This window comes from Sphingomonas yabuuchiae, assembly GCF_001477495.1.
GTDB classification, from domain to species: Bacteria; Pseudomonadota; Alphaproteobacteria; order Sphingomonadales; family Sphingomonadaceae; genus Sphingomonas; species Sphingomonas yabuuchiae_A.
Genome location: NZ_LDTF01000001.1, coordinates 14,931 through 39,842, shown reverse-complemented (window position 1 = coordinate 39,842; position 24,912 = coordinate 14,931). Strand labels below are relative to the sequence as shown.

The window sequence follows — 24,912 nt, the reverse complement described above, 5'->3', positions numbered from 1 at the left end:
AGGGTTTCTACGACGTCTGGGTGCCGCGCTACCGGGACGGTTGAGCATGACGGGCGGGATCCGCAGCGGTCCCGCCCGCCTGCCGGGGGCAAGATACGAAGGAAGGAGGATGGTCCCCGATCCGGGGATGAAAATGGAGAAGACGATAATGACGACCGACAAGACCGCGATCATCCGCCGCCACACCGAGGCCGTCGCCCAGATGCTGGTCGGCAGCCGCACGATGAAGCCCGGCGCGGCGATCCTCGCCGGCGAAATGGGCGGAGCCGAAGGGCGGCTGCGGATGGGCGCCATCGCGCACAGCAGCGGCAACGATCTGGTGTATCTGGATTTTGCCGATGCCGAAGACGGCTACCAGTTGACCGGCATCACGCTGTGCGCGGTACGTGACAGCATCTGCCACCTGCAGACCGACTGCCGCCTGTATCTGAGCCGCAATGGATCACGGGCGATCATCCTGCCGCAGCCCGGCATCCGCAAGGCGTACCGGCTCGCACCTGGCGAACTGATCCAACTGGCCAACCAGCCGGCTGACCGTGACGATGGCATCGCCCGCGCCGAGGCGCGGCTCGCTAAGCTGGTCGCTCGCGGTGCGGCCTTCGCCGATCACGCCGCCGTCCGGACCCGGCCGCTGGCAGCCTGATCCAAACTGGCTGACACGGTCGGTCGATCATCGCGTCGACCGATCATGACGGCTCAACATCCCGGTGACAGAACCTCTCTACCTATAAAGCGGACGACCTCACGAATTCGGACAGCGGCCAATAAATATTTCATGCTTCTGTCCGAGAATGCCGAGCCGTCCGCTTTATAGAGTAAGGGAGGCCGTCATCTCAGCCGTCACGCCGACAGCAACACCGGTTCAGCCGCCCGCCGATGTCTATTCGACTGCCGAGGTCAACGCGATGCTGGGGGCACTGACGACAACCGACCATCAGCGTCTGCTGCGGCGATCGCGCTATCTGGCGCAGGGGCACTACATGCTTGCCGGTGACCTGCGGCAGGAGGCGTTCGTCCGGGCGCTCGATGGTCGTCGCCAATGTCGGCGCGGCTACGACATCGTGAGCTTCCTGATCGGAATCATGCGCAGCCTGACCTCGCAGGAACGCGAAGCCGAACGCGACGGCCTGCACCCGGTCTCGCTCGACCTCGACGACGATACGCTGGCGATGGCCTCGTTGGCGCCCAGTCCGGAGCAGGTCGGCCATGATGCGCTGCATTACCGGCGGACCCTCGCCGCGATCCAGCAGTCGATGGGGAACGACCCGCAACTGGTCACGCTGCTGGATGCGGTGCTCGACGGTGAGAAGGGCATCGCCTTGCAGAACCGGCTGGGGCTCGACGCCAAGGGCCTCGCATCGTTGCGCAAGCAATTGCAGCGCAAGTTGGCGGCCGCCGCCAAGGACAGGAGCATACCATGACCGCCGATGTGGACGAACTGGCGCAGCTGCGACTGCTGGACGACTTCCTCGACGGTGAGGACGTTGAACCGGATCTGGCCGACCTGCAGGCGGAGATCGCGCAGGCACAGCTGGCAGTAAAGAAGGCGAACCTGCGCGCAATCCGCGCTAAACTCGATGCCGGCTCTGATGCCCGGGTCGTCCCGATCGATCGGGCGCGTCTCCGGGCGCAATTGCAGCAAGCCATGTCGGGCGATGCCGACCTCCGCCTGACCCTCGCTGCCCGTGGCAACGACGACCACGACATCGACGACCTGATCGACGACCTGGCCGAACTTGACCACGAAGCAGGCGACCGCCCTGCGTGACGGCAAAAGTCGTACCGCCTGCCGAGCGTCTGCTGCATGACCTCGGCATCACCAAACCGGGCGAGATCGATGTCGAGGTCATCGCCTGTGCCGTCGGCGTGACGGTGCGCTATCGTCGTCTTGGCGTTGGCGATGCGCGGATCGTCGGTCTGGGCGACCGGGCAATCATCACGGTCGACGACCGTGCCAGCCGCGTCCGGCAGCGTTTCTCCGTCGCGCATGAGCTCGGTCATTGGCACCATCATCGCGGCCGGCGGCTGATCTGCCATGTTGCCGAACAGCAAGACGGAGCGGCAGGCTGTGAACGCGAGGCGGACGGGTATGCTGCCGACCTGCTCATGCCCCGCTTCATGCTGGAACCATTGGTCGCTGGCATCCCGATGTCATTCGGTCTCGTTTATCAAGTTGCCAGCACGTTCGGCGTCAGCGCGATGGCTGCCGCCTTGCGGCTTGCCGATGTTCATCCTGCGGCATTCGCCCTTGTCGTCGAAGAAGCGGACGGGCGCCGATGGTTCAGACGGTCAGCCGCCCTGAACCATCGTTGGTTCGTCCGGTCGAATCCACCAGGCATGAGCGTGACGGCCGATCGATGTGGATTGCCTCATCCGAATGTCGCGTTCGCCGTGCCAGCACAGCGATGGTTTTTGGGCCAAGGCGCCAAAGACGCGCAAGCATTCCAAACCAACCACGTGATGGTATGCGGTCGAACCATACATGTTATCGTGGTGGCATAGTATCAGGGTAAGCTACAGGACATACCGATAGGAAGTTGATCGGCATTCATGGTGGAGAGCTGCCGGTCCGCTTTCGGGCGCGCAAACAACGTAGGCGGACGCTTGTTCATAAAGCTCGCGACGGCAGCTACGCGGCCCAATATCGGTCATTCCGAACCCTTCGGATTTATACCGAAAGCTGCTATTCGTTCATGCATCAAAACGAGGCGGCGCGGTCATAGCTTGCTCGCCGACTGTCTGCGCGTTCCATCAATTAACTTAATCGGCGACACTTTCTGTCCGGCCAACATGGCATCGTTGCGCGCCGCAATCAGCCGTTCGTGTTTCTGGCCCATCTGGCCGACGTCGAGCACGACATAATAGCCCGCAGCAGTTTCCTCAGCGTCCAAGTATCGTTCGAGCTGCTTGGTGTAGCCCGAGACCAGCTTGGTGTTGGTCGATAGCTTGATCTCGACGAGCACGCGTGAGGTGAATCCGGTCGAGAGTTTGAAATCGACCGGACCGTTGCCGGTATCGGCTTCGGGCGTCACGTCGATATTGTTCGCTTTGCAATAGGCGTAGGCGATCGCGAAGAAGAGGCGCTGGGCCGATTTCTCCGGGCGCGGCTTGCCCTGGTAATAGAGTTCTTCCGACAAGCGGCGGTCCTCGATCAGGAAGCGAAACTGGGCGATGATGTCCTCGACGACCGCGCAGACGCCGGGCGCGTCCGCCGACCGCAGCGGGGTGATCGATCGCGGTTCGCTGGCGGCGATCTCCTCGGCGATCCTGCGCCAGACAAGCTCGCCAAATGGATCGCCCGCCATGTCATACGGCTTCGGATTTGCCCCGCGCAGCATCTCGAGCACGGTCTTGAAAGCGCTGGTGCCCGACATCGCCCAGCGCTTGAGTTCTTCCTTGTCCTTGAGCGTCTTGGCCTGCCAAAGTGCGGCGACGTGATCATTCACCCGCGAGCGCAACTCAGCATTGTGTGAGGCGGCTGTGCTAATGTCGGCCCAGTCTTTGGCGATCGGCAGCGCCCGCAGGATGTCTGCCGGCACCAAGATGACGGGGCCATTGCCGCGGATGAACGGGTTGGCGGGCAGCTTCGCGGAATAGCTTTTGCCATTCTTCAAACGTAGCATGTGTACTTGGAGAGGCACGTCGAGCGTCGCGAGGACGCGCGTGTTAAACCCCAGCAGATCCTCGAATATAACGTTGGTGGTCATGTCGCTGATGCGGTCGGGTCCGAAGCCTTCCTCGAACAACGCCATGGCGGCAAAAAGGTCAGGATCGGTGATGCCGAGCGCGACGATGTCGCGGGCTGTTTCGATCAGGCTTGCGGTCGCCTGCGGTCCCGATCCGCTCCCCGCGACCGAGGTGGTGCCATAGCCGAGGCACGTGCCGTTGATCTCGGGGAAGGACAGGAGGCGCTCGGCATTACGCCAGGCCACGTCGCCCTTTGCCTTGGCTGCAGCGAGCAATTTGATCGCCATAGAGAAATGCTTCTCATACGAGCCGCGCGCGCCCTCCCGGATTTCGGCATGGCTGCTGTGCTCGAGCAGCATCGGGTCGATGAACAAGGCAGTATCGACGTTGAGGGTCGGATCGAGCACGCCGGCTGCAGCAAGCCGCGCCGGATCGATACCGAAATGCCGCGAGAACCGGACTGCCGATGTAATCTTGCTCAGACCCGCGCCTCCCCCGCTGGCGTCGCTTGCAGCTGCGATGCCTCAAATAGGAGATTGGTTCGTCTTGCCCGATGACAAGTAGCGCTTGTGAATTGTCTTGCGATTGCATCACCGCGATGATGAATTGAAACGATGCGCCGCCCGATCCACCATAACCGCCAAGCACCGCTGAACGTATGCTGGCAATGTATCAGCGAAGATATCGTCAGCGCCGAAATCCGGGCCGATCAACCGCGACGCACCTGCAGCTATTGCCGGACGCGCAGGGCGGCGATCCGCATCGGCGATCTCGCTCGCCGGGTCGATCCGGTGTTCCAGAACATTGTCGGCGAAGCCGAGGCCGGGTTCGTGGTGCGCGATGGCAATCCCGACTGGGCGCCGAATGGCGAATACCCCAGCCAGATCATGACCGAGATCCTCGAGGCCGACACCGACGAGATCGGCCGCGACCTCGTCTCCGCCCTTGCCGAACGCCACCGCTTTCACGTCAACGATGGCGGGTTCGACTATTATGACGATACCTCCGACATCTACACCATCCTCGGCGCTGAAGATGACTGGTTCGGACGCGACTGGGAGAGTTTCTGCGACGAGCTGAAGCATCAGCGGCGCTTCTTCCTCGACCAGAGCGCGCATGTGCTCGACGAGATCTTTGGACCGATCCTGCGAGAAGAATGGCCGCCGGGCAGCGCGATCCGCACTATCGGCCCCGACACCGACCACACGCACATCTTCCGTGCCCGCGACGCCAATGAGCGCGGCGAGCAGGAGAAGATCTACCGCCAGCGGCGCCGCCAGCTCGGTGCCCCACCACCCGGCGTTGCCGGGTCGGGGCGGATGAATGCTACGGGGATCAGCGTGTTCTACGGCTCGTTCGACCGAGATACCTGTGTTGCCGAACTGCGCACCCCGGTCGGCGGGTTCGCGATCGTCGGCCGGTTCGAGATCCTCAGACCGTTGCGTGTGCTCGACCTGACCCGCCTCGAAGCCGATCCCGAGCGAATGAGCTATTTCGACGAGCATTATGCTCAACGCATGGCCTATTCGGCATTCATGCGCGGCTTCCATGCCGAGATCAGGCGCGCGGTCATTCCCGGACGTGAGACGCTCGACTATCTGCCTACCCAAGTCATCGCCGAATACCTCTGGTCGCGCGCCGAGCCGGGGATCGACGGCATCGTGTTCGGCTCTGCGCAGATCACCGATTCCGCCAACAATGTCGTGCTGTTCCCGAACGCGGCTTCGGTCGAAGGCGCAGACGAGGAGACCGAGCGGAAGATCCGCTACTTCCATCATCGCCCAGCGCGTACTGACGAGGATGCCGACGAGGACGAGCAGCACGACCGCGACATGGTCACCTTCGAAGCACCAGCCGCCGACAATGCGAACGCCCCAGCCCATGATCCGAATGACGAGGATAATTGGCTGGCCGACCTATGGGAGCCGATAAACGCCGTTCCCGATCCTGGTCCTGCTTTGCGCATTGGTGACCATGATGTGTGGCGGATGCGGGTCGATGGTATTCGCTATGTTACTCACCCAATACATGTCGAGTTCGATGAGTGGGAAGATCACGGGATGTTTTGACCACTAGGGTGCCGCGATATGGGCCATTCAGCAGACGAGATCGGACGTCTTAGCTGTCGAACGACTGAACGTCGGCCTCGATACCATTGAGGCGGAGAATGGACGCCACGGTCTGCGCCCAAACTTTTGCGCGGTCGATCGATTGACTGGGAATGGGACTGAACGCGACCACCCCACCATAGCCGTCCGTATCGCCGAGGCCTTCCCTTTTCAGCCAACGCGCGAGCCCACGCCTGGCGTCAAACACACGCACCAACGCAGTCCCGCATTCGCCTTCTGAAATCGCCGCGATTCCGGAAAGAAACATGGGCGTCGGCACGTGGCTCTCGCCAGCCTGGACGCCCGCCGCGGTCGCCCACCCCCAGAGCTGCGACCACTCAGCATCGCCGCGCGCGCCCGGCGGTAGGATCGGCGGCTCGCCCGGCTCGATTGCCTCCGCGTCGCGCGGACCGGGATATGCGGTGGAAAGTGACGGCAGCGCACCGGGGTTCATATTCCATCCAGTAACGATCACAGCCGTCTTCCCCGCGCGGTTGCGGATGCGCATCGGCACATCGAAGCGGGCGCCATATCCGGTCTTCCACTCATTGAGCTTCACCGCATTGGGTTCGGCTATCAGCAGACCCGAGTAGAATTGCGCGGCCAGATATCGCCAGTCCTCGGGATCGATACCGAGATCATCGATCAGGAAGGCCGCCTTCGACTTCCCATCCTTGCTGGCACGGTCGAACAGATATTTGGTGAACTTGCCTTCCGGCATGATCGCCTGGAGGATGTCGGACGATTCCGCGACCGCCTTGAACTCGAAAGTCTTGCGTCCGGCGTTCAAGAAGAAGGCCCGGCTCATCTCTTCGAGAACCCGCTGTTCGACAGTCCCCGCCTGTTTGCGCGCCACACCCTCAGCAGCTTTCTTACCGCGTTCGGAGACCGAACCGCGCGGCAACCCCTCCGGCCCGGAGCTCGCCAGCCAACCAGAAGGTTGCCAGACCGGACCGCCGGGTTTGAAGGTGGCTGACCCCTCCAGAGGCCAATCCTGCTCACCCTCGTAGCTAAGCTCCTGCACGATTGTCCCGCCCTCGATCGCGGCCGCGTAGATTAGATTGTCGAAGAAGCCGCCGCGATGGACGGGATTGCCAGGATCGATCACGAAGGCGCCGACATAGCCGGGGATCGCGCGCAAGCTGATATCGATCGCATCACGGATATCGGAATCGATCGCGGAGAGCGCGACGCACTCACCAGTATGCAGCCTGAAGATGTCCAACCCCGACTGGCGATCGACGCTGTGCCAATCCGCTTCCATTGAATCGAGCCACTCCCAGATCACATATTTATAGATGTCCTTGTCGTGTGACACCGTGCGGCCACTCCCGCGCTCGAAGCCATGGACCCCGGTCGTTCGCTCGGCGAATCCGGACAAGGTCGGCAATCCCACCCGAAATTGCGACCGTGTGCGCCCCGAAGGATCGGCCGTTCCGAGCGCGGCCAGCACTTCGCTCGTGAAGTAGGCCAGCTGCGGATCAGGTAGCCCTTCAACACTCCCGTCGAACAGAAACGCACAAGCGCTAGTTGAATGCTGACTACTGGACTGCACGGCATCCCCCATCAAATCTGCCAGTCTCGCTGACCCGCTCTTCTAGTCATAAGTCGGCATGCGAGCATCTGATCGCCCCAGCGTGTCGCGAAGGTTTCCGAAATCTCGAACCAGCTTCCGTCATTGCCTGCGCCGTGATTCCCACCCATGCATGAGCATTGGCATTCGTGGCCAACGGCATTCAGACAGGCGGGCGAGCATTTCTCCTGCTCGCGATAGGGCTGGATCACATAAACTCGCCCGAACGTAGTGAGGGCGCGCTCCACAAAATCGTTGAACCACGCTTTCGGGATCTCCCAATAGCGTGGGCCGGAGATCCACGCTGGGGTGGTGCGCCGTCCGTTCTGAAGCCACGAGCGATTGTCGTCGGAATAGGGAAGCCTGGCGCGCAGAAGCTCACCCTTTCCTGTGCGTCGCAAAATGACCGGGATATAGCGCTGTTCCCAGATTTTCTTGAGCAGCTGTCCGTCCACCGTCGTGGCTTTCCCCTTTCCCCGACCGCCAGCTGAGCGCGAGCGTCCGCCATCCTATTCGATACGCTCGCAAAATACGCGCCAGATCGGTTCATGATCAACTATCGATCCTATCCATCGCCTGCTCTATGTTCCGGGGAGAAGATGGGGGCACCATGTATCTACAGCGCGTTCAGCTTGGAAACTTTCGATCGTTCGATACCGCCCGGCTCGAGTTGCAGAAGGATCTGACGGTCTTCGTTGGCGAGAATAACGGCGGCAAGAGCAACGCGATCGACGCAATCAGACTTTTGACGGCGCCGCTGAGTGGGCGTCGCGAACTGTATTGCGAACCGACAGATGTCCGCTTCCAATGCGGTGCGTCCCATTTTGAACTCGAGGCCCATTTTTCTGGACTTTCGGCGGGCCAGCAGGGGCGACTTCTCTCGGCCGTCACCGATGCGAGCATGACCAGCGCTTGTTTCGGGCTACGCTATGGCGGCTCGCAGGTCGGCGCCAAGCCGGTCCTTTGGGCGGGCAAGGAAGGCAATCCGCCCGAAGCGAACTGTCACGACATGGTTCGGCACGTCTATCTGCCAACGCTACGGGATGCGAAACGCGCCCTCGCATCGGGAAACCCCACGCGCATCCTTGCGCTCCTCCATCACTTTCTCGAAGGTACGACCGCCAACGAACTCGCTAAGGAACTTGGCCGCTCGCACTCCCACGACGTTCTCACGAAGGTCGACACCGCCGTCGAGAAAGGGCTCGCGGCACTGACCGGCGGCGTCCGTCGCCAGACGGCGTCGCTCGGCTTCGCCGCGGACGAAGCCCTCATCGACATCGCCCGCGACTTACGGTTCAAGCTCGCCGATCACGGCGTTGATCCCGAGGATCTGCGTTACTCCGGGCATGGCTATGCGAACCTCCTGTACATGGCGATCATCGCGGTCGAACTGGAAAAGGTTCGCACGGCCGACCTGACCGTCTTCCTTGTCGAGGAGCCAGAGGCGCATCTCCACCCTCAGCTTCAAGCGGCGGTCCTGTCCTTCTTACGCGACCAGGCGAAACAGTCGCGAGAATCCCCGCCGACCGATCATGGACCTGCTGGCGAATTGCAAGTCGTCGTCGCCACCCACTCGCCCAATCTATCAGCGTGGGTCAGCAGCGATCGACTCGTCGTGTTCAAGTCCGTGGTTACGTCCTCAAGCCAAAGCGCGGCGGGCGAAGAGCAGACCAAACCTGCCTCGCTTGACGCTGGCATCATTGAAAATGTCCTTTCCTCCGATACGCCGGCTGATCCGGAAGCCGGTGCTGAGTCGGTGGCGGAAGCCATATCGGCGGCCGTGCCGCGCCGGGCCACGCGCTGCATGCCACTCGCGAACATGCCCCTGGTGGACGGCGACCGTCGAAAGGTTGATCGATATCTCGACGTCACCAAGGCGGCCCTGCTGTTTGGTGGACGAGCATTGCTCGTCGAAGGGATCGCGGAGGCGCTTCTCCTACCCGCGATCGCCAAACATCATGTGCTCAAAGGTCATCCCGATAAGCTGCGGCTGTTCCGATCAGCCGTTTTCATCCCGATCGATGGCGTCGATTTCGCGCCCTACGTCACGCTCCTGCTTACCGAACTTGAAGGTGCGCGGATCGCCGACCGTGTCGTGGTTGTCACCGACGGCGACAAGGGCCTCAAGATCTACGACGACGAGGTGGAAGCCGATGCCGATGCCGATGCCAATGCCGATGCCGCTGATGAGGTGACGGAGACCTCTGAAGATGACAATGGTGCGCCTTCCATCGAGGATGATGAAGCGATCATCCCTGGCGAACGGCGCAAGGCGACGCTTGAGAAGCTCACTAAGGCCATGGGCGCGAGCGACATGTTCGTCGCCATCACCAGCACCTATTCCCTCGAGACTGAGCTGATCGAGGCAGGCAATGCTGCAATCCTCGAAAAGGCCTATCTCGAGCTCCACCCGCGCTCAAAGAAAAAGTGGCAAAACGCCGTAGCGAAAGCGGGCGACGACCGCGCCCGCGCGATCCACAAGATCTTCAAGGCCGCCCGCAAGGGCGACTTCGCGCAGGTGCTCGCGCGCCTCATCGAGGACGGGGAGGCGTTCACAGTGCCTACCTATATCGCGACCACGATCGAACGGTTGGTCGAGACGTGACCGACACCTATTCGCCAACGGACGAGCAGTCTGCGATCGTCAACCATGATGGCCCCGCGTTCGTGACCGCCTGTCCCGGCGCGGGCAAAACGCGCACCATGGTGGAGCGCGCACGTCACGTCCTTGCGGATCGCACGGATCGGCGGGGCATCGCCTTCCTGTCGTTTACCAACGCCGCGATAGATGAATTGGAAATGCGGCTGAGAGCTTTCGGAGTTTTGCCTTCACCGCTCTTCCCGAGCTTTATCGGCACGTTTGACCGGTTCCTCTGGCAATTCTTTATAGCCCCCTTTGGCATACCCGGATGTGACGAGACGCCCCGCCTCATTCCCGACAAGCCAGCCTGGACCGTTCAGCCATTCCCAGGCGCGCAGGCCTTACCCCTCAGCGCCTTCGATAGAAAGACGAGCGCATTGGATCGGCGGCTCGCTGCTGATGTCGGGTTTCCGGCCAATCGTGATGCCACCCGCCACGAGACCCGCGCTCGCAATATCCTCGCAGCCGCGCGAAAACGAGGTCAGGTCGATTTCGAAGATGTGCGGGAATGCGTGAAAGAGCGGCTGAACGACACGGGTTTCGCCAAGCGGCTGGGGCAGGCCCTCGCGGCGCGTTTCCGTGAAATCGTGGTAGACGAGGCGCAGGACTGTAACCCCGCCGACCTTGAAATCGTGCAATGGCTCCGAAACTCCGGTCCGATCGTGAAAGTGATCTGCGATCCGAACCAGTCAATCTATCAGTTTCGCGGGGGAGTTGCCGACGAGTTGACCGCCTTCGGCGATTGTTTTTCCCCGAGTGATCGCCTCCCAATGAGCGGCAATTTCCGCTCCACACCCGCAATCTGCTCGGCGATCGTCGCCCTTCGACCTCCATCGCTGCGTGACCGTCCCGACGAAGCGCTGGGCCGCTACAAGGCCGATCTGACGCCGGTGCATATCATGTCCTATGGCGGCTCTGGCGTTCCGTCTACGATCGGCGCGAAGTTCACCGAACTCGCCAAATCACTTGGCATTCTCCCGGCGAACGCGCCAATATTGGCATCGACCTTGGCGAGCGCCGCCAAAGCGATCGGACGTCCGACGCTTGGCCCAACCGAGCACATGACGTTGGTCCTCGCTCAAGCGGCCACGAGTTACCATTTCTCATTCGGTATCGGGAATCGACGCGAGGCGCTGGTCGCTCTCCACAGGACGATACTACTGCTCCAAGGGCACATCGACACCGCAGGCGATTATCACAGTTACATTGCGGCTAAAGGCCTCGATGATGGCCGGTGGCGACCGGAAATCATCGAGATCGCGGCGGCACTTCGCTTTAATGCCGGTATGGACGCTGCGAAATGGCTCGACGGCGCGAGGACCCTTCTCGCACAGGGGCTTTCGGGAACCAGCACGATCGGTCAGCGCCTGAGATTGAGTTCCGATCTCGCAACCGCCTTAGCCGTCCCACCAGCGGAATCCCACCCCGCCCGGACAATACATTCGGCGAAGGGGCTCGAGTTTCCGGCTGTCTGCGTAGTGCTGACCAGCCAGAAAACGGGAGACATTCTTTCGCATCTTGAGGGGACCGAAGGCGGAACCTCCGCCGAAGACGCGCGAAAGATATACGTCGCCGCCTCAAGGGCCCAGCGCCTACTCGTGATTGCGATTCCCAAAAGTCGTGCATCGCGATTGCAGTCCCTATTGGCGAGCTCAGGCTGCGCGCTAATCGTTCACGAGCTCTAGCGCGAGGCATCACACGTTATCATCCTCGGAAGGTTCACCGCCTTCTTTGAAGCCACATGACTCCATGAACATCCAAGCCCGCATCCAGTTGTTCACTTCGTTGCTCTTGAGTAGCGACAGATCCTCGGCACACTCTGCTCCAGACGCATTTTGCGCGTATATCGCGTTAAGGTACGCGACATACGCTTCGCGCATCATGCCGGTCGGCCTAAAGCCAAAGTTGTGCGTGAAGACGACCTCTTGCATGTTGTTGACGATCGCACCCCAATAAGCAGTTTCGACCTCTGCGGAATGACGGTGTGTGAGGCAATCTTCCACCGCCAGCTGCGCCAAACGGATCAATCGGCCGTCAAACGCCATTTCGGCCTGTTCCCGGAACGCGCCGCGATCCTCAACCTTCAACTGGGAGAGTATCGCCTCTGCCGGCTCGGGTTGCGCAATGCGAAATGGATTGAGAGCGCAGACGAACAGGCTGTTTCGATAATATCGAGGAATCGACTTCCAAGGTTTACGAATGAAGCAAAAGCCGTGGAGCCGTTCGGCTTCCATCAGTTGTGCAGTATAGCCGCTGAGTGCTGCGAGATGCTTCTTCGTCCAATCGTTGAGGCTGCCACCTTCACTCTCTTCGCTATCGAACCAGCCGTCCATATCGTCGAACGAGATAACCACGCAGGCCATGGCATCATGCGACAGGAGCTCGTTGGTGAAGTGACGGAAATCGTCGTCTGATGGCAGAAACAGATCGAGGTGCAGGCTCTCAAGCGTTCCGTCCGCGAAGACGGGAAGGTACACGACTATATCGCGGTCGGCGATCAGCAGGTCGTAGAGGAAAGCCTGCTTGGTGATCTTATTGTCGAGACCGGCCACAAGGACATTAGTTATGTCCTTGTGCCCCGATAGCGCGAAGATGCCGGCGATATAGTTGCTATAAGCAAACAGCTCGGAAAACGCATTTCGTTCGGCCGCACGATCCACTTTTAGTTCGAGGACGAAATGGCCATCCTCGTGAAGGCCAAGCAGGTCGAGCTCCATCGGCGTCGTGTGGTCGGTTGGCAGTTTAACATTGCTACCGATGAACGTGCCGTAGCGGACCGAGTTGTGTATTCGCTCGAGCTTTCCGAGTGCGCGCGCTTTGATGATGCGCCAGAGCGCAAAATCCTCCTCATCGCCGTCAAGCGCTTCAGTTGCCTCTCGCTCCGAGAGATCGACGTCGAGCTGCGGACAATCTTTGACGAGCGCTTCCAACCCGCGCCCATGAACGAACTGATGAACATCGCGTTCGGAAAACTTCGCCACATGAACTCCCTGCTTGTATCGGTACAAGCGGATAATTTCCGGAAAAGATCTGACGGCCAGATCTAGTCAGGAGCCGCCAGAATACCAGACGGTCTTCACCTGAGTAGCGAATCTGCCCGCTGAGTGTCGGATTGAGGCCGCAAGCCGTCGTGCGTTGTCAGTCGGTTGCCGCGGCAGCTTTCCCGAGTTGGCCTTTGAAACCTGCCAGTCCGCAACCGGCCTATTTCCTGCCGCACCGTTTCACCTGAACGAGCGACCGCTTTCGAGACGCCTTCAACCGGCGCCGAACGACCGACACTGGGTCCTTCTCACCTAGATAAGGTCGTGCCGTTTAGACGTCGTACACGGGTGCGAGCGGGACCAATTTTTTGGCTGGCTGAGTTGACGCTTGAAATCCTGGGATCCGCCATCGCTAGCCGATGGCAGGCGAAAGCGATCACGAACAACGAGAGGTAGCGAACGTCGAAGCGCAGCTTCGAGGCTACCTCGACGTGCCGTCCTGGCTTGGCCAACCCGCCGTCACCCGGCGGGAATGCATGCTCGTGCTCGACGCACTCGCCAGTGAGTTCGATTTGCTGTTCGAACACAAATAGGGACAGGAAAAATGGCAAAAGCTGCCCGCAGCCGGACCAGGGCTTTCGCGTATATGCGCCTGTCGGTCGACAAGGAGGGCGGTACGCCTCAGAGCATCGAGGCCCAGCGCAGCGCTATTCAGGCCTACGCGGCCAAGCATGACATCATGATCGTCGAGGAGTTTGCCGACGCTGGCCGTAGCGGCCAGACCGACAAGCGCCCTGAATTTCAACGGCTGGTGCAAAGGGCCACCGCGCCCGATCATCCTGTGGATCTGGTCCTGATGTTCATATTCAGCCGTATGGCCAGAAACATGCGGTTGTTCTTCGATGTAGTGGGAAGGCTGGAGGACGCAGGTGTCGAGGTCCGGTCGATCACACAGGATTTCGGCCGGGGCCGCGGTCAGCGGATCGCCCGGACGATAACAGCGATGATGGACGAGGAGCAGGCGCGCGATTCGGCGATCCTCACGCGGAAGAGCCGCAGGGAGAATGCGCGGCAAGGCTTTTACAATGGCGGTCCGGTGCCGTATGGCTACCAAACCTATGTCGCTCGGCAGGACGGCGAGAAGGAACGGCGAAAGCTGGCGATCGTCGAAGCCGAAGCGGCGATCGTACGCCAGATCTTCGATTGGGCCGATGTCGGGCGTGGCGGGCGCTGGATCGTAAAGCAGTTGAACGAAGCGGGGCGGACCCTCCGAGGTGCGAGGTTCGCCAACAGCAATGTTGCCGGCATTCTGGCTCGCGAGGTCTATACCGGCGTCTATCACGATCGTACCGCCGACGACGATGGGATCACCCCGGACGTGGAAGATGCTATCGCGGTCACCTGTCCCCCGATCATCGCTCGGGATCAGTTCGATCGCGTGGCCGCCATGCGGGCAACACGCAATCCCAGGCGAATGGCGCCGCATGTCGCCGCCGGCACCACGCTACTCACCGGCGTCGCCCGCTGCGGTATGCCCGGCTGTTCGAGCGGCATGACGATCCGCACCGGAAAAGGTGGCCGCTATACCTACTACGTCTGCAACGACCGGGTGAACCGTGGCGGCGCCTGTGCCTGTCCGAGTATCCGGCGCGAAAAGCTGGATAGCCTGGTTCTGGATGCGATCGAGGCGAGATTGCTGGGGAGAGACCGGTTGCGCACATTGCTCGCTGGCGTTCTCGATGTCTCACAAAGTCGACAGGCGGAACGTGAGGCGGACCTTGCCCGAAGCCGTTCGGAGCGGACGCGGCTCAACACTGCGATCAGCAATCTGCTGATCCTGATCGAAGAAGGGACGATGAGCGCGCGAGATCCGGCGTTTGTCGAGCGCATGGCGACCAACCGGGCGGCACTGGCGGCGGTATCAAGCCGGATCGATGTGCTGGAAGCGCAACTGGCGAAGGGCAAGCGCAGGATCGACGAACAAACGATCGACCGTTTCGGCGACATGCTTCGTAAGAAAATGCGAAGCGACGACAGTTCGCTTCGTTCGTCCTACCTCAAGATGTTCGTCTCGAACGTCAGCGTGTCGGACCATGAGATAGTCATTTCGGGCTCTGTTTCGAGCCTGGAAAATGGCGTCTCGGTTGGACTTCCCGTCAAAGAGGGCGCGGTGCCCATCTTTGACCGGGAGTGGTGCCCCTGGCCGGACTCGAACCAGCATGCCTTGCGGCGTTCGATTTTGAGTCGAATGCGTCTACCAATTTCGCCACAGGGGCAGCGAAGAGGCGCTGCTAGACGAGGGTGATCCGCGGTGCAAGTACCGATTGCGTGAGGCAATGGACAATCCCTGCCCGTCACAAGCATCGGTCAGAGGCGGGGCCGCTCGCCACGAAGCCATGCCGCGGCGCGCTTCAGGCAATACCACCATATCGGCAACGGCGAGATCGCCATGACGAACAGGACGGACAAGCCCAGCAGATGGGAGCCGAGACCTTCGATACCGAAAAAAGCGATGGTGAAGAGAACCAGCCAGCCGATGACCAGCGTATAGGCAGCCGCGGCGGTGACCAAGGTGGCGGCGACGAATTTGCCGATGGGGTCCGACATGCCTCAATTCACCGGCGGCCGCTGGCGATAGCTCAGCGCTTCGGCGACATGGATACGCCCGACCTCATCCGCGCCCGCCAGATCGGCGATGGTCCGCGCGACCCTCAGGACACGGATATAGCCGCGCGCGGTCAGGCGCATCCGCTCGGCCGCCTCGACCAGCAGGGTACGGCCCGCATCGTCCGGGGTCGCGAAGCGCTCCAGCCATGCCCCGTCCGCTTCGGCATTGGTGCGGACCGTCACGGCGGCGTCGCGATAGCGTTCGGCCTGGCGCGCGCGGGCCGCCGCCACCCGCGCGGCAACCGTCGCGGATGATTCGGCGGCGGCGGGCGCGAACAGGTCGACGGCACGGACCGGCTGGACTTCCACGGACAAATCGATTCGGTCGAGCAGCGGCCCGGATATCTTCGCCTGATAATCCGCCGCACAGCGCGGCGCACGGGCACAGGCGAGCGCCGCGTCGCCCAAGTGGCCGCAGCGGCATGGGTTCATCGCCGCGACCAGCTGTACCCGCGCCGGAAAGGTCACATGCGCATTGGCGCGCGCGATGCTGACCGTGCCGGTCTCCAGCGGCTGGCGCAGCGAATCGAGCACCGCGCGCTGGAATTCGGGCAATTCGTCGAGGAACAGGACGCCGAGATGCGCGAGGCTGACCTCGCCCGGCTTTGCCTTCAGCCCGCCGCCGGTCAACGCGGCCATCGACGCCGAGTGATGCGGTGCACGGAACGGCCGTGCGCGGGTCAGCCGCCCCCCGGCCAGCGTTCCCGCGACCGACTGGACCATCGACACCTCCAGCGCCTCGGCTGCATCCAGCGGGGGCAGGATGCCTGGCAGGCAGGCGGCCATCAGCGACTTGCCCGATCCCGGCGGGCCGCTCATCAACAGATTGTGCCCGCCCGCCGCCGCGATCTCCAACGCGCGGCGGGCATTTTCCTGCCCCTTCACCTGCGACAGGTCGGGGCCGGGCACGCCCTCTTCCACCAGCCCGCCCTCGGCGGTCGGCAGGACGGAATGCCCCTTCAGATGGTTGATCAGCGAGAGCAGGTCGGGCGCGGCGATCACCGCGCCGCCGCCCGCCCAGCTCGCCTCCGCTCCTTGGGCGGCGGGACAGATCAGCCCCTTGTTGACCGATCCGGCATGGATCGCCGCCAGCAGCACGCCCGGCGACGGGCCGATCCGCCCGTCGAGCGCCAGTTCGCCGACCACGACGTGATCCGCGAGCAGTTCGGCATCGACCACCCCCATCGCCGCCAGCAGCGCGAGCGCGATGGGCAGGTCGAAATGCGATCCTTCCTTGGGCAGGTCGGCGGGCGACAGGTTCACCGCGATCCGCTTGGGCGGCAAGGCCAGGCCCATGGCGGCGATGGCGGCGCGCACCCGTTCCCTGCTCTCCCCCACCGCCTTGTCGGCCAGCCCGACCAGATTGAAGGCGGGCAGCCCGGCGATCAACTGGACCTGCACCTCGACGGCACGCGCCTCCAGCCCCAGATAGGCCACTGTCGAGACGATCGTCGCCATGCAAATCCCCCTGCACGGGCGCTCCCCTGCCCGCTTATACTTCCTGCAAAGGATGCCGCCCGACCGCAAGGGGCATAGGTGCATGGCGAGCGCGCACAGCGGATTGACTTGAAAGCCCGCTTTGCGTAAGCGGCTTGCCACCAAGGCCGTCCTCGTGGCGGCCGTTTTTATTCAGACGTATCCAAGGAATGAACGATGAAGCGTACCTTTCAGCCGAGCAATCTGGTGCGCGCTCGCCGTCACGGCTTCCGTTCGCGGATGGCCACGCCGGGCGGCCGTGCCGTGATCCGCGCGCGTCGTGCACGCGGCCGCAAGAAGCTGTCGGCGTAATCACGACGCTGACCCGCCGCCGCGATTTCCTCGCGGCCAATGGCGGGCGACGCGTGGCGATGCCCGGCTTCGTGCTGCAGGTCCGCCCGCGGGATGACGGTGACGCTGCGATTCGCGTCGGCTTCACCGTCACCAAGAAGATCGGAAACGCGGTCGTTCGCAACCGGATGAAGCGCCGGTTGCGAGCGCTCGCGCGTGATCTGTTGCCGGAAAAGGGCATAGCGGGCGCCGACCATGTCCTGATCGGACGGCAAGGCGGGATCGAGCGCGACTATCAAGCGCTCACCGCCGAGCTGGCCAAGGCGCTGACCCGCGCCGCCTCTCCCGATACCGGTAGCCATGACAGGCCCCGCGAACCGCGCGTGCATCATGGCCGTGGCAAGGGTCGCAGCCCCCGTGGCGGCGCGCACCGCCAGCCCGTATCGCCGACCCAAGAGCCCGCGTGACCCTGTTCGCGCGGGCCTTGATCCTGATCGCGCGGGGCTGGCAACTCGGCCCTTCGCTGATTCTGCCGCCCACTTGTCGCTATCAACCCTCCTGTTCGGCCTATGCAATACAGGCCATTGACCGCTATGGCGCGGTCAAAGGGGGCTGGTTGGCGCTCAAGCGCATTGCGCGGTGCCATCCCTGGGGCGGGCACGGACCCGACCCGGTCCCCTGACACTAACGGGGTTTCCACGTGAACCAAGACCGCAAGAATTTCGTCGTGTTCGCGGTGATCGCGGCGCTGATCCTGTTCGGATGGCCGCTCATCCAGAACAAGTTCTTCCCGAGCAATCCGCCCGCGACCAAGATCGTCGACGGCAAGCAGGTGCCGGTGACCAACAGCTCGGCCAACCCGACCGCGACGACGCCCACCGCGATTCGCGACCGCAAGGTCGTGCTGGCCGAAACGCCGCGCGTGGCGATCGACACGCCGCGTCTGAAGGGGTCGATCAACCTGAAGGGCGCGCGGATCGATGACCTCGTCCTGCTCGACTATAAGCAGACCGTCGACAAGAATTCGCCGCCGATCCGGCTGCTGTCTCCGGCGGGTGCCGAGGGCGCCTATTTCGCGGGCTTCGGCTGGCGCACCGACGGGCTGAACCCGCCCGCCGCCGATGCCGTCTGGACCGCCAGCGCCCCCGTGCTGCGTCCCGGCCAGCCGGTCACGCTGACCGCTGCGAATGCGACGGGCCAGCAGTTCCGTATCACCCTGTCGGTCGACAAGGATTACATGTTCACCGTCCAGCAGACGGTGGCCAATGGTGGCAACGCGGCCGTGCCGGTCGCAGCTTACGGCTATGTCAATCGCGGCATCTCCGCCGATCCTGATACCTGGACGATCCATGTCGGTCCGATGTCGGTCAACAACGGCTCGGCCAATTACGGCCCGAACTGGAAGGACCTGGACAAGGCCCCGACCCGGTTCACCACGACCGGCGGCTGGCTGGGCTTCACCGATAAATATTGGCTGGCGACGCTGATCCCCGATCAGGCGAAGGCGTTCGACGGCCAGTTCCGTGCGGGTGCGGGCCAGACCTATCAGGCCGACTATACGCTTCAGCCGCAGACGCTGGCACCGGGCAAGCAGCTGACCCAGACCACGCGCTTCTTCGCGGGTGCCAAGGAAGTGGCGCTGCTCGATCGCTATACCGACAAGGAAGGCGCGACGAAGCTCGATTACGCGCTGGACTGGGGTTATCTGCGCGTCATCGAAAAGCCGATCTTCTATTATCTCGACTGGCTGTTCCGCATGGTCGGCAATTTCGGCGTCGCGATCATCCTGCTGACCGTCACCATCCGCGCGCTGATGTTCCCGATCGCGCAGCGCCAGTTCGCCTCGATGGCGGCGATGCGCGCGGTGCAGCCCAAGATGAAGGCTCTCCAGGAACGCTACAAGGACGACAAGGTCCGTATGCAGCAGGAGGTCATGGCCCTCTACAAGCAGGAGAAGGTCAATCCGCTGGCGGGCTGTCTGCCGACCCTGATCCAGATTCCGATCTTCTATTCGCTCTACAAGGTGCTGATGCTGACGATCGAAATGCGGCACCAGCCCTTCGTGCTGTGGATCAAGGACCTGTCCGCGCCCGACCCGCTGACCCCGGTCAACCTGTTCGGCCTGCTGCCCTTCGTGCCGCCGCACTTCATCGCGATCGGCGTCGTGCCGATCCTGCTGGGCATCTCGATGTACTTCCAGTTCAAGATGAACCCGCAGCCGATGGACGATGCGCAGAAGCAGATCTTCGCGATCCTGCCCTGGGTGCTGATGTTCGTGATGGCACCGTTCGCGGTCGGCCTGCAGGTCTACTGGATCACGACCAACTGCATCTCGATCCTGCAGCAGCGCCTGCTCTACGCCCGCCATCCGGGCCTGAAGCAGCCGGTCGCCAAGTGAGCGAGCTTCCCACCCCTGCCCCCTCCGAGGAGTCGAAAGGCTTTTCGGAGGAGTTGGTCGAGTCGGCGCGCAAGCTGTTCGCCGGGCCGGTCACCTTCCTGAAGTCCGCGCCCGCGCTGAAATTCCTGCCCGATCCGATCGTGCCGGAAGTCGCGGTGGCGGGGCGGTCCAATGTTGGCAAGTCGTCGCTGCTCAACGCGCTGACCAACCGCAATGGGCTGGCGCGCACCTCGAACACGCCGGGCCGCACTCAGGAGCTGAACTTCTTCGACGTGGGCACGCCCCCGCTGCTGCGCCTCGTCGACATGCCGGGCTATGGCTTTGCCAAGGCGCCCAAAGACATGGTCAAGCAGTGGCGTTTCCTGGTGAACGACTTCCTGCGCGGACGGCAGGCGCTCAAGCGCGCGCTGGTGCTGATCGACTCGCGTCACGGGATCAAGGAAGTGGATCGTGAGATCCTGGAGATGCTCGACCGCGCGGCGGTCAGCTATCGTATCATCCTGACCAAGGCGGACAAGGTGAAGGCCAGCGAACTGGCCGACGTCATCGCCCGCACCGAGGTAGAGGCCCGCAAGCGCGCCGCCGCTCATCCGGAAATCCTCGCCACCTCTAGCGAAGGCGGCATGGGGATTGCCGACCTTCGCGCCGCCGTGCTCGAAGCCATCGGCTGAGCCGCTGCGGCGGGGGCTCGGGCGTCATGCGCCGGGTCCCCCCTTCCCCGATTCGCGTGACAACCCGTCGTCGAATTTTCGACAAGATGTTCAGGAACCTGCGCAATCCGTGCGGGTTTTCGCATCTCAGAAACGCGGTTGCGGCGAAGGCACACCAGTGTCGCTCGCGCCTTTCCCATACGCGACAGATTTACCGCCAACTAACTGATGCTGTTGCATAAAGGCCGCAGTACCTTGCAAACGTCAGCAAATATGACGCTTTTGTTGACGTCCTGACATGCTCAGGAATAGCCCCATTAATACAAACAGATAAAATTGGGGAAAGCGTATCATGTCCCGGAATATCCGCTCGCGCGCGCTGCGCGACGTCAGCGCCGTTGCGCTGCTCACTCTGCTCGCGGCCCCGGTCGCGGCCCAGACCCTGCCCCCCACGTCACCGGAAAATGCGACCGCGCCGGATAGCACCGCGCAGGCCACCCCGGCGGACCAGAGCACGGCGGGCGGCCAGGACGTGGTCGTCACCGGCTCGCGCATTGCCCGGCCTGAGTTCGAGACGCTGCAGCCGACCCAGGTCGTCGGCGCGGCGCAGATCGCCAATCGCGGCTATACCAATGTCGGCCAGGTGCTGAGCGAAATTCCGGCCTTCGGTCCTCCGGGCAATAGCGGCGTCGGCGCCCAGTCGTCCTTTGGCCCGGCCCAGACCTTTGTCGACTTTTTCGGCCTCGGCACGCAGCGCACGCTGGTGCTGGTCAATGGCCGCCGCTTCGTATCGTCGAACACCGCCAGCATCTTCGGCCCCGTGTCGGCGGGTACCCAGGTCGACCTGAACAATATTCCGACCAGCCTGGTCGAACGCGTCGAGACCGTCGCCATCGGCGGCGCGCCGATCTATGGCTCCGACGCGATCGCGGGCACCGTCAACATCATCCTGAAGCGCAATTTCGAGGGGCTTCAGCTCCAGGCGCAGGCGGGTGTGTCGCAAAAGGGCGATGCCCCCGATCAGCGCCTCAGCCTGCTGGCGGGCAAGAACTTCGCCGACGGGCGTGGCAACATCACCATCTCGGGTGAGTATAACCGCGTCACCGGCCTGACCGCCGCCGACCGCGACATCACCGCCGCCGGTTACTTCTTCGGCACGCCCGCCACCGCCGGCGCGTTCCAGCGAGTCCTCTATCCCAACCAGCGTTACAGCGCCTTCACCATCGGCGGCGTGCCGTTCAGTGCGGACGACTTCCTCGCCAGCCGCTCGGGCATCCGCAACGCCGCGGGCCAGCTGCTGCAGTTCGGCGCGAACGGCACCCTGACTCCGCTCGACCTCGGTACGCCGATGCGTCAGGGTTACATCAGCAGCGGCGGCAACAGCTATAACCTGCCGCTCCAGTCGAACCTGCTGACAACCTCCGAACGCTATATCGCCAGCGCGCAGGCCAGCTATCAGTTCAGCGACCGCATCCGCTTCTTCGGTGAGGCATGGTATGTCCGCAGCAAGGGCACGAACCTGATCGACCAGCCGAACTACAATACCGCGCTGTTCGACGATGCCGGGCGACCGGACGGCAACCTGCTGCTCAGCCTCGACAACCCGTATCTGTCGGCCACCGACCGCGCGACCATCGCGGCCAACCTGCCTGCGGGTCAGAACCAGTTCTATCTGGGCCGCGCACTGGCCGACCTGACCACGGGCCGCGCCGAAGCCACGGTCGAGACGTACCGTTTCGTCGGCGGCTTCGACGGCACGGTGCCGCTGCTGGGTCGCGACTTCAAGTGGGAGGCCTCAGCCGTCTATGGCAAGTCGATCACCAATGGCCGCAACTTCGAGCTGATCCAGCAGAATTTCGCCAACGCGATCGATGCGGTGCGCGACGCTTCGGGCAACATCACCTGCCGTCCGGGCGTGGTGAACGCCACCATCCCGTCGATCGGCGGCGGCGCTTGCGCCCCGCTCAACATCTTCGGCATCGGCCAGGCCAGCCAGGCGGCCCGCGATTACATCTTCACGGTCGCCACCCCGCGTTCGGCCAATGAGCAGCTGGTGTTCAACGCCAACATCAACGGCCCCGTCTTCCAGCTTTTCGGCAACGACGTGTCGCTGTCGCTGGGTTACGAGCATCGCGAGGAGAAGACGCAGTTCGATCCCGGCGCCTATTATTTCGGCGAACCCCAGGCGGACGGCAGCCGCGTGCAATATGGCCGCACGATCCCGATCGACCCGATCCGGGGCAAGTTCCACACCAACGAGGTGTTCGGCGAAGTCGTCGTGCCGTTCGTGTCGAGCAAGAACGAGCTGAGCTGGCTCAAGACGCTCGAATTCGACGGCGCGGCGCGTTACGTCGACAACTCGCTGTCGGGCGGCGACGTGACCTGGACGGCGGGCGGCCGGGTCGGCTTCTTCCAGGGGCTGACCTTCCGCGGCAACTTCACCCGCTCGATCCGTTCGCCCGCGATCACCGAGGTGTTCAACCCGACGTCGCGGGCGTTCAATTCGGGCCTCGATCCGTGCGACGCACGCTATGTCGGCAATGGCCCCAATCCCGCGACGCGTCGTGCCAATTGCGTCGCGGCCGGGATCAACCCTGCAACGTTCGATTCGAACTTCAGCAACTTCACCATTCCGGTGACGATCGCGGGCAACCCCGATCTGCGCAACGAAAAGGCCAATAGCTGGACCGTAGGCGCCATCGCGCAGCCACGCTTCATCCCTGGCCTGTCGGTCGCTGTCGATTGGGTCAACATCAAGCTGAACGATGCCATCCGCTCGCTGGACGGCACCGACATCCTGAATGCCTGCTATGATTCGAGCAACTATCCCAACCAGTTCTGCGGGCTGTTCACACGCGGCGCCGATGGTCAGCTGACCACGATCCGCCAGGGCTATTACAACGCCGCATCCTATGAGATGGCCGGTCTGCAATCGACCATTGCCTACCGCCTGCCGCTCAGCCGCGTCGGACTGGAGAATGCCGGTACGGTCGGCCTGTCGGTCAATTATTTCTACCGCGACAAACTGCAGACCCAGGTGGGTGTGGGCGACATCAACCATGACGCGGGCGAGATCGGCTATCCGCGCCATTCGGGCACCGCGAACCTGACCTATGAGGGCGACACCTTCAATGTCCTGTTCCAGGGTCAGTATACCGGCAAGGTGAAGTTCAACCTGGACGAAGCCCCCAATGCCCGCAACATCAGCGGCCTGACCGACTGGGTGGTGTTCAACACCACGGTAGGCGTGAAGGTGAACGACCAGTTCAACCTGCGCTTCATCGTCGACAATGTCTTCAACGCGACCGCCCCCTTCCCCGCCACGGCGGTGCCGGGTGGCACCCAGCCCTATTTCTCGGGTCTGATCGGTCGCTTCTTCCGCGTTGCGGCCACCGCCCGCTTCTGATCCGGCGTCCGTTGGAAGCGAAAGGCCCGTCCGGTTCCCCGGGCGGGCCTTTTTTTGTTCGGTTGCGGCCGCCCGGCGGGGCCGTTACCCCTTGGTCTATGAAGCTCATCATCGGCAACAAGGCCTATTCCTCCTGGTCCCTGCGCGGCTGGCTCGCCTGTCGGCAGTCGGGACTTTCGTTCGAGGAGGTGGTCGTGCCGCTTTACGACGCAGACTGGGACAAGCGGCGTGAGGGCGCGGAGTTCGCGCCGTCGTCGGGCAAGGTGCCGATCCTGTGGGACGGCGAGGCGGTGGTCTGGGACAGCCTGGCGATCATCGACTTCCTCGCCGACAAGGTCGGACGCGACCGCTTCTGGCCCGCCGACGATGCCGCGCGCGCCATGGCCCGGTCGATGGCGGCCGAGATGCACTCCAGCTTCGTCGCGCTGCGCCGCAAGCACAGCATGAACATCCGTCAGGTCTATCCCGCCCGGATGCCCGATGACGACGTGATCGTCGATCTGAAGCGGATGATGGAGTTGTGGGCGCAGGCGCGGGCGCGCTTCGGCGGAGGCGGCAATTTCCTGTTCGGAGAGTTCGGCGCGGCGGACATCATGTTCGCGCCGGTGGTGACGCGGATCGTCACCTATCAACTGCCCGTCGCTCGCTTTGCCGTGCCCTATATGGACGCGGTCCTGCGCCACCCCTTCATGCAGGACTGGATCGCCGCCGCGCAGGAAGAAGAATGGGTGATCGAGCGATTCGAACAGCCCGTGGGGTGAGGCCACGCCCCCGCCCGCTTACCGCGCGGCCGGAGGAACGTCGTTCAAGGGCGCCCGCTGCTCGCCCGCCGGTTCGGCGACGCGCGACGTGAAGGTGTAGAGCAGCACCCCGGCGATCCCGAGCGCGATCAGCAACCAGAGCAGCAGCCGCTTGCCGGCCTTGTGGCCGTTGGGATCGGGGTTGTTCATCACATCACTCCTGTTACGCAGGGGCTGGAACGATGTCGGGGCACATCGGCTCCGTAAGCGTCGTCAATCGCATGATTGCCGTCC

General features: G+C 62.8%; 21 protein-coding genes, 1 tRNA gene and 1 pseudogene. 15 read left to right on the top strand and 8 right to left on the bottom strand.

Features of this window, described 5'->3' with window-relative positions; genetic code table 11:
• From NS355_RS00175 to NS355_RS00160, 4 genes are all read left to right on the top strand, one after another.
• A partial coding sequence (locus tag NS355_RS00175) for a hypothetical protein (protein WP_209444995.1) occupies positions 1-643 on the top strand: 643 nt, incomplete at its 5' end.
• 148 nt (positions 644-791) lie between these two features.
• On the top strand, positions 792-1,421 hold the full coding sequence (locus NS355_RS00170; protein WP_153007965.1) for a hypothetical protein: 630 nt from the start codon (positions 792-794) through the stop codon (positions 1,419-1,421).
• Positions 1,418-1,768: a hypothetical protein gene (locus tag NS355_RS00165; protein ID WP_058743804.1), complete on the top strand. Its 351-nt coding sequence runs from the start codon at positions 1,418-1,420 to the stop codon at positions 1,766-1,768. The genes NS355_RS00170 and NS355_RS00165 overlap by 4 nt, the downstream gene beginning before the upstream one ends.
• Positions 1,765-2,502 carry an ImmA/IrrE family metallo-endopeptidase gene (locus NS355_RS00160; RefSeq protein ID WP_058743803.1) on the top strand — a complete coding sequence of 246 codons (738 nt, stop codon included), beginning with the start codon at positions 1,765-1,767 and terminating at the stop codon, positions 2,500-2,502. Before NS355_RS00165 ends, NS355_RS00160 begins: the two co-directional genes overlap by 4 nt.
• 215 nt (positions 2,503-2,717) lie before the next feature.
• Here NS355_RS00160 and NS355_RS00155 read toward each other — a convergent pair whose 3' ends face one another.
• Positions 2,718-4,094 (bottom strand): hypothetical protein, encoded by a 1,377-nt coding sequence (locus NS355_RS00155; RefSeq protein WP_153007964.1) that lies wholly within the window; start codon positions 4,092-4,094, stop codon positions 2,718-2,720.
• Between the two features lie 207 nt (positions 4,095-4,301).
• On the opposite strand from NS355_RS00155, the gene NS355_RS00150 reads away from it, so the two are divergent.
• Positions 4,302-5,756, top strand: coding sequence for an RES domain-containing protein (locus NS355_RS00150; RefSeq protein WP_058743801.1), 1,455 nt, complete (start codon positions 4,302-4,304; stop codon positions 5,754-5,756).
• A gap of 49 nt (positions 5,757-5,805) precedes the next feature.
• On the opposite strand, the gene NS355_RS00145 is transcribed toward NS355_RS00150, so the two are convergent.
• Both NS355_RS00145 and NS355_RS18025 read right to left on the bottom strand, forming a co-directional pair.
• Positions 5,806-7,350, bottom strand: a complete 1,545-nt coding sequence (locus tag NS355_RS00145) for a DUF6883 domain-containing protein (RefSeq protein ID WP_153007963.1) — start codon at positions 7,348-7,350, stop codon at positions 5,806-5,808.
• A gap of 11 nt (positions 7,351-7,361) precedes the next feature.
• A complete protein-coding gene (locus tag NS355_RS18025) occupies positions 7,362-7,823 on the bottom strand; it encodes a hypothetical protein (RefSeq protein ID WP_084787402.1) in 462 nt (153 codons plus the stop codon).
• Between the two features lie 155 nt (positions 7,824-7,978).
• Here NS355_RS18025 and NS355_RS00140 point away from each other — a divergent pair, with 155 nt between their 5' ends.
• On the top strand, positions 7,979-9,973 hold the full coding sequence (locus tag NS355_RS00140) for an ATP-dependent nuclease (protein ID WP_058743799.1): 1,995 nt from the start codon (positions 7,979-7,981) through the stop codon (positions 9,971-9,973).
• Positions 9,970-11,694 (top strand): UvrD-helicase domain-containing protein, encoded by a 1,725-nt coding sequence (locus NS355_RS00135; RefSeq protein ID WP_058743798.1) that lies wholly within the window; start codon positions 9,970-9,972, stop codon positions 11,692-11,694. The genes NS355_RS00140 and NS355_RS00135 overlap by 4 nt, the downstream gene beginning before the upstream one ends.
• Positions 11,695-11,703: 9 nt before the next feature.
• Here NS355_RS00135 and NS355_RS00130 read toward each other — a convergent pair whose 3' ends face one another.
• A complete protein-coding gene (locus tag NS355_RS00130; RefSeq protein ID WP_058743797.1) occupies positions 11,704-12,990 on the bottom strand; it encodes a hypothetical protein in 1,287 nt (428 codons plus the stop codon).
• Positions 12,991-13,594: 604 nt separating this feature from the next.
• On the opposite strand from NS355_RS00130, the pseudogene NS355_RS19460 reads away from it, so the two are divergent.
• Positions 13,595-14,662: pseudogene (locus NS355_RS19460) on the top strand (recombinase family protein); the annotation flags it as partial.
• A 519-nt stretch (positions 14,663-15,181) separates the two neighbouring features.
• Here NS355_RS19460 and NS355_RS00120 read toward each other — a convergent pair.
• The 3 genes from NS355_RS00120 to NS355_RS00110 form a co-directional block, all read right to left on the bottom strand.
• Positions 15,182-15,266: transfer RNA gene (locus NS355_RS00120), tRNA-Leu, on the bottom strand.
• Between the two features lie 91 nt (positions 15,267-15,357).
• Complete coding sequence (locus NS355_RS00115) at positions 15,358-15,597, bottom strand: hypothetical protein (protein WP_058743795.1); 240 nt, start codon at positions 15,595-15,597, stop codon at positions 15,358-15,360.
• Between the two features lie 3 nt (positions 15,598-15,600).
• A complete protein-coding gene (locus NS355_RS00110; RefSeq protein WP_058743794.1) occupies positions 15,601-17,115 on the bottom strand; it encodes a YifB family Mg chelatase-like AAA ATPase in 1,515 nt (504 codons plus the stop codon).
• Between the two features lie 195 nt (positions 17,116-17,310).
• On the opposite strand from NS355_RS00110, the gene rpmH reads away from it, so the two are divergent.
• The 7 genes from rpmH (at position 17,311) to NS355_RS00075 (ending at position 24,639) form a co-directional block, all read left to right on the top strand.
• The gene (gene rpmH, locus NS355_RS00105; protein ID WP_042490346.1) at positions 17,311-17,445 is read left to right on the top strand and encodes a 50S ribosomal protein L34; all 135 of its coding nucleotides are present in this window, start codon (positions 17,311-17,313) and stop codon (positions 17,443-17,445) included.
• A 59-nt stretch (positions 17,446-17,504) separates the two neighbouring features.
• A complete protein-coding gene (gene rnpA / locus NS355_RS00100) occupies positions 17,505-17,891 on the top strand; it encodes a ribonuclease P protein component (protein ID WP_430726983.1) in 387 nt (128 codons plus the stop codon).
• A gap of 2 nt (positions 17,892-17,893) precedes the next feature.
• Positions 17,894-18,106 (top strand): membrane protein insertion efficiency factor YidD, encoded by a 213-nt coding sequence (yidD, locus tag NS355_RS00095; protein ID WP_058743809.1) that lies wholly within the window; start codon positions 17,894-17,896, stop codon positions 18,104-18,106.
• An 18-nt stretch (positions 18,107-18,124) separates the two neighbouring features.
• Complete coding sequence (gene yidC / locus NS355_RS00090; protein ID WP_058743793.1) at positions 18,125-19,822, top strand: membrane protein insertase YidC; 1,698 nt, start codon at positions 18,125-18,127, stop codon at positions 19,820-19,822.
• The gene (gene yihA / locus NS355_RS00085; protein WP_058743792.1) at positions 19,819-20,493 is read left to right on the top strand and encodes a ribosome biogenesis GTP-binding protein YihA/YsxC; all 675 of its coding nucleotides are present in this window, start codon (positions 19,819-19,821) and stop codon (positions 20,491-20,493) included. The genes yidC and yihA overlap by 4 nt, the downstream gene beginning before the upstream one ends.
• Before the next feature lie 331 nt (positions 20,494-20,824).
• Entirely contained in the window at positions 20,825-23,878 is a 3,054-nt protein-coding gene (locus NS355_RS00080; protein WP_058743791.1) for a TonB-dependent receptor domain-containing protein, read from the top strand.
• A gap of 98 nt (positions 23,879-23,976) precedes the next feature.
• On the top strand, positions 23,977-24,639 hold the full coding sequence (locus tag NS355_RS00075) for a glutathione S-transferase (RefSeq protein ID WP_058743790.1): 663 nt from the start codon (positions 23,977-23,979) through the stop codon (positions 24,637-24,639).
• 18 nt (positions 24,640-24,657) lie between these two features.
• Here the strand turns inward: NS355_RS00075 and NS355_RS18865 are convergent, their stop codons facing one another.
• The gene (locus tag NS355_RS18865; protein WP_167345373.1) at positions 24,658-24,828 is read right to left on the bottom strand and encodes a hypothetical protein; all 171 of its coding nucleotides are present in this window, start codon (positions 24,826-24,828) and stop codon (positions 24,658-24,660) included.
• Between the last annotated feature and the right edge of the window lie 84 nt (positions 24,829-24,912).

Excerpts from the sequence above, each read along its gene's own strand:
- NS355_RS00170 (WP_153007965.1), top strand. The coding sequence starts at position 792 with ATGCCGAGCCGTCCGCTTTATAGAGTAAGGGAGGCCGTCATCTCAGCC.
- NS355_RS00165 (WP_058743804.1), top strand. The coding sequence starts at position 1,418 with ATGACCGCCGATGTGGACGAACTGGCGCAGCTGCGACTGCTGGACGAC.
- NS355_RS00150 (WP_058743801.1), top strand. The coding sequence starts at position 4,302 with ATGCGCCGCCCGATCCACCATAACCGCCAAGCACCGCTGAACGTATGC.
- NS355_RS00140 (WP_058743799.1), top strand. The coding sequence starts at position 7,979 with ATGTATCTACAGCGCGTTCAGCTTGGAAACTTTCGATCGTTCGATACC.
- NS355_RS00115 (WP_058743795.1), bottom strand. The coding sequence starts at position 15,597 with ATGTCGGACCCCATCGGCAAATTCGTCGCCGCCACCTTGGTCACCGCC.
- NS355_RS00110 (WP_058743794.1), bottom strand. The coding sequence starts at position 17,115 with ATGGCGACGATCGTCTCGACAGTGGCCTATCTGGGGCTGGAGGCGCGT.
- rpmH (WP_042490346.1), top strand. The coding sequence starts at position 17,311 with ATGAAGCGTACCTTTCAGCCGAGCAATCTGGTGCGCGCTCGCCGTCAC.
- rnpA (WP_430726983.1), top strand. The coding sequence starts at position 17,505 with ATGCCCGGCTTCGTGCTGCAGGTCCGCCCGCGGGATGACGGTGACGCT.
- NS355_RS00080 (WP_058743791.1), top strand. The coding sequence starts at position 20,825 with ATGTCCCGGAATATCCGCTCGCGCGCGCTGCGCGACGTCAGCGCCGTT.
- NS355_RS00075 (WP_058743790.1), top strand. The coding sequence starts at position 23,977 with ATGAAGCTCATCATCGGCAACAAGGCCTATTCCTCCTGGTCCCTGCGC.
- NS355_RS18865 (WP_167345373.1), bottom strand. The coding sequence starts at position 24,828 with ATGAACAACCCCGATCCCAACGGCCACAAGGCCGGCAAGCGGCTGCTG.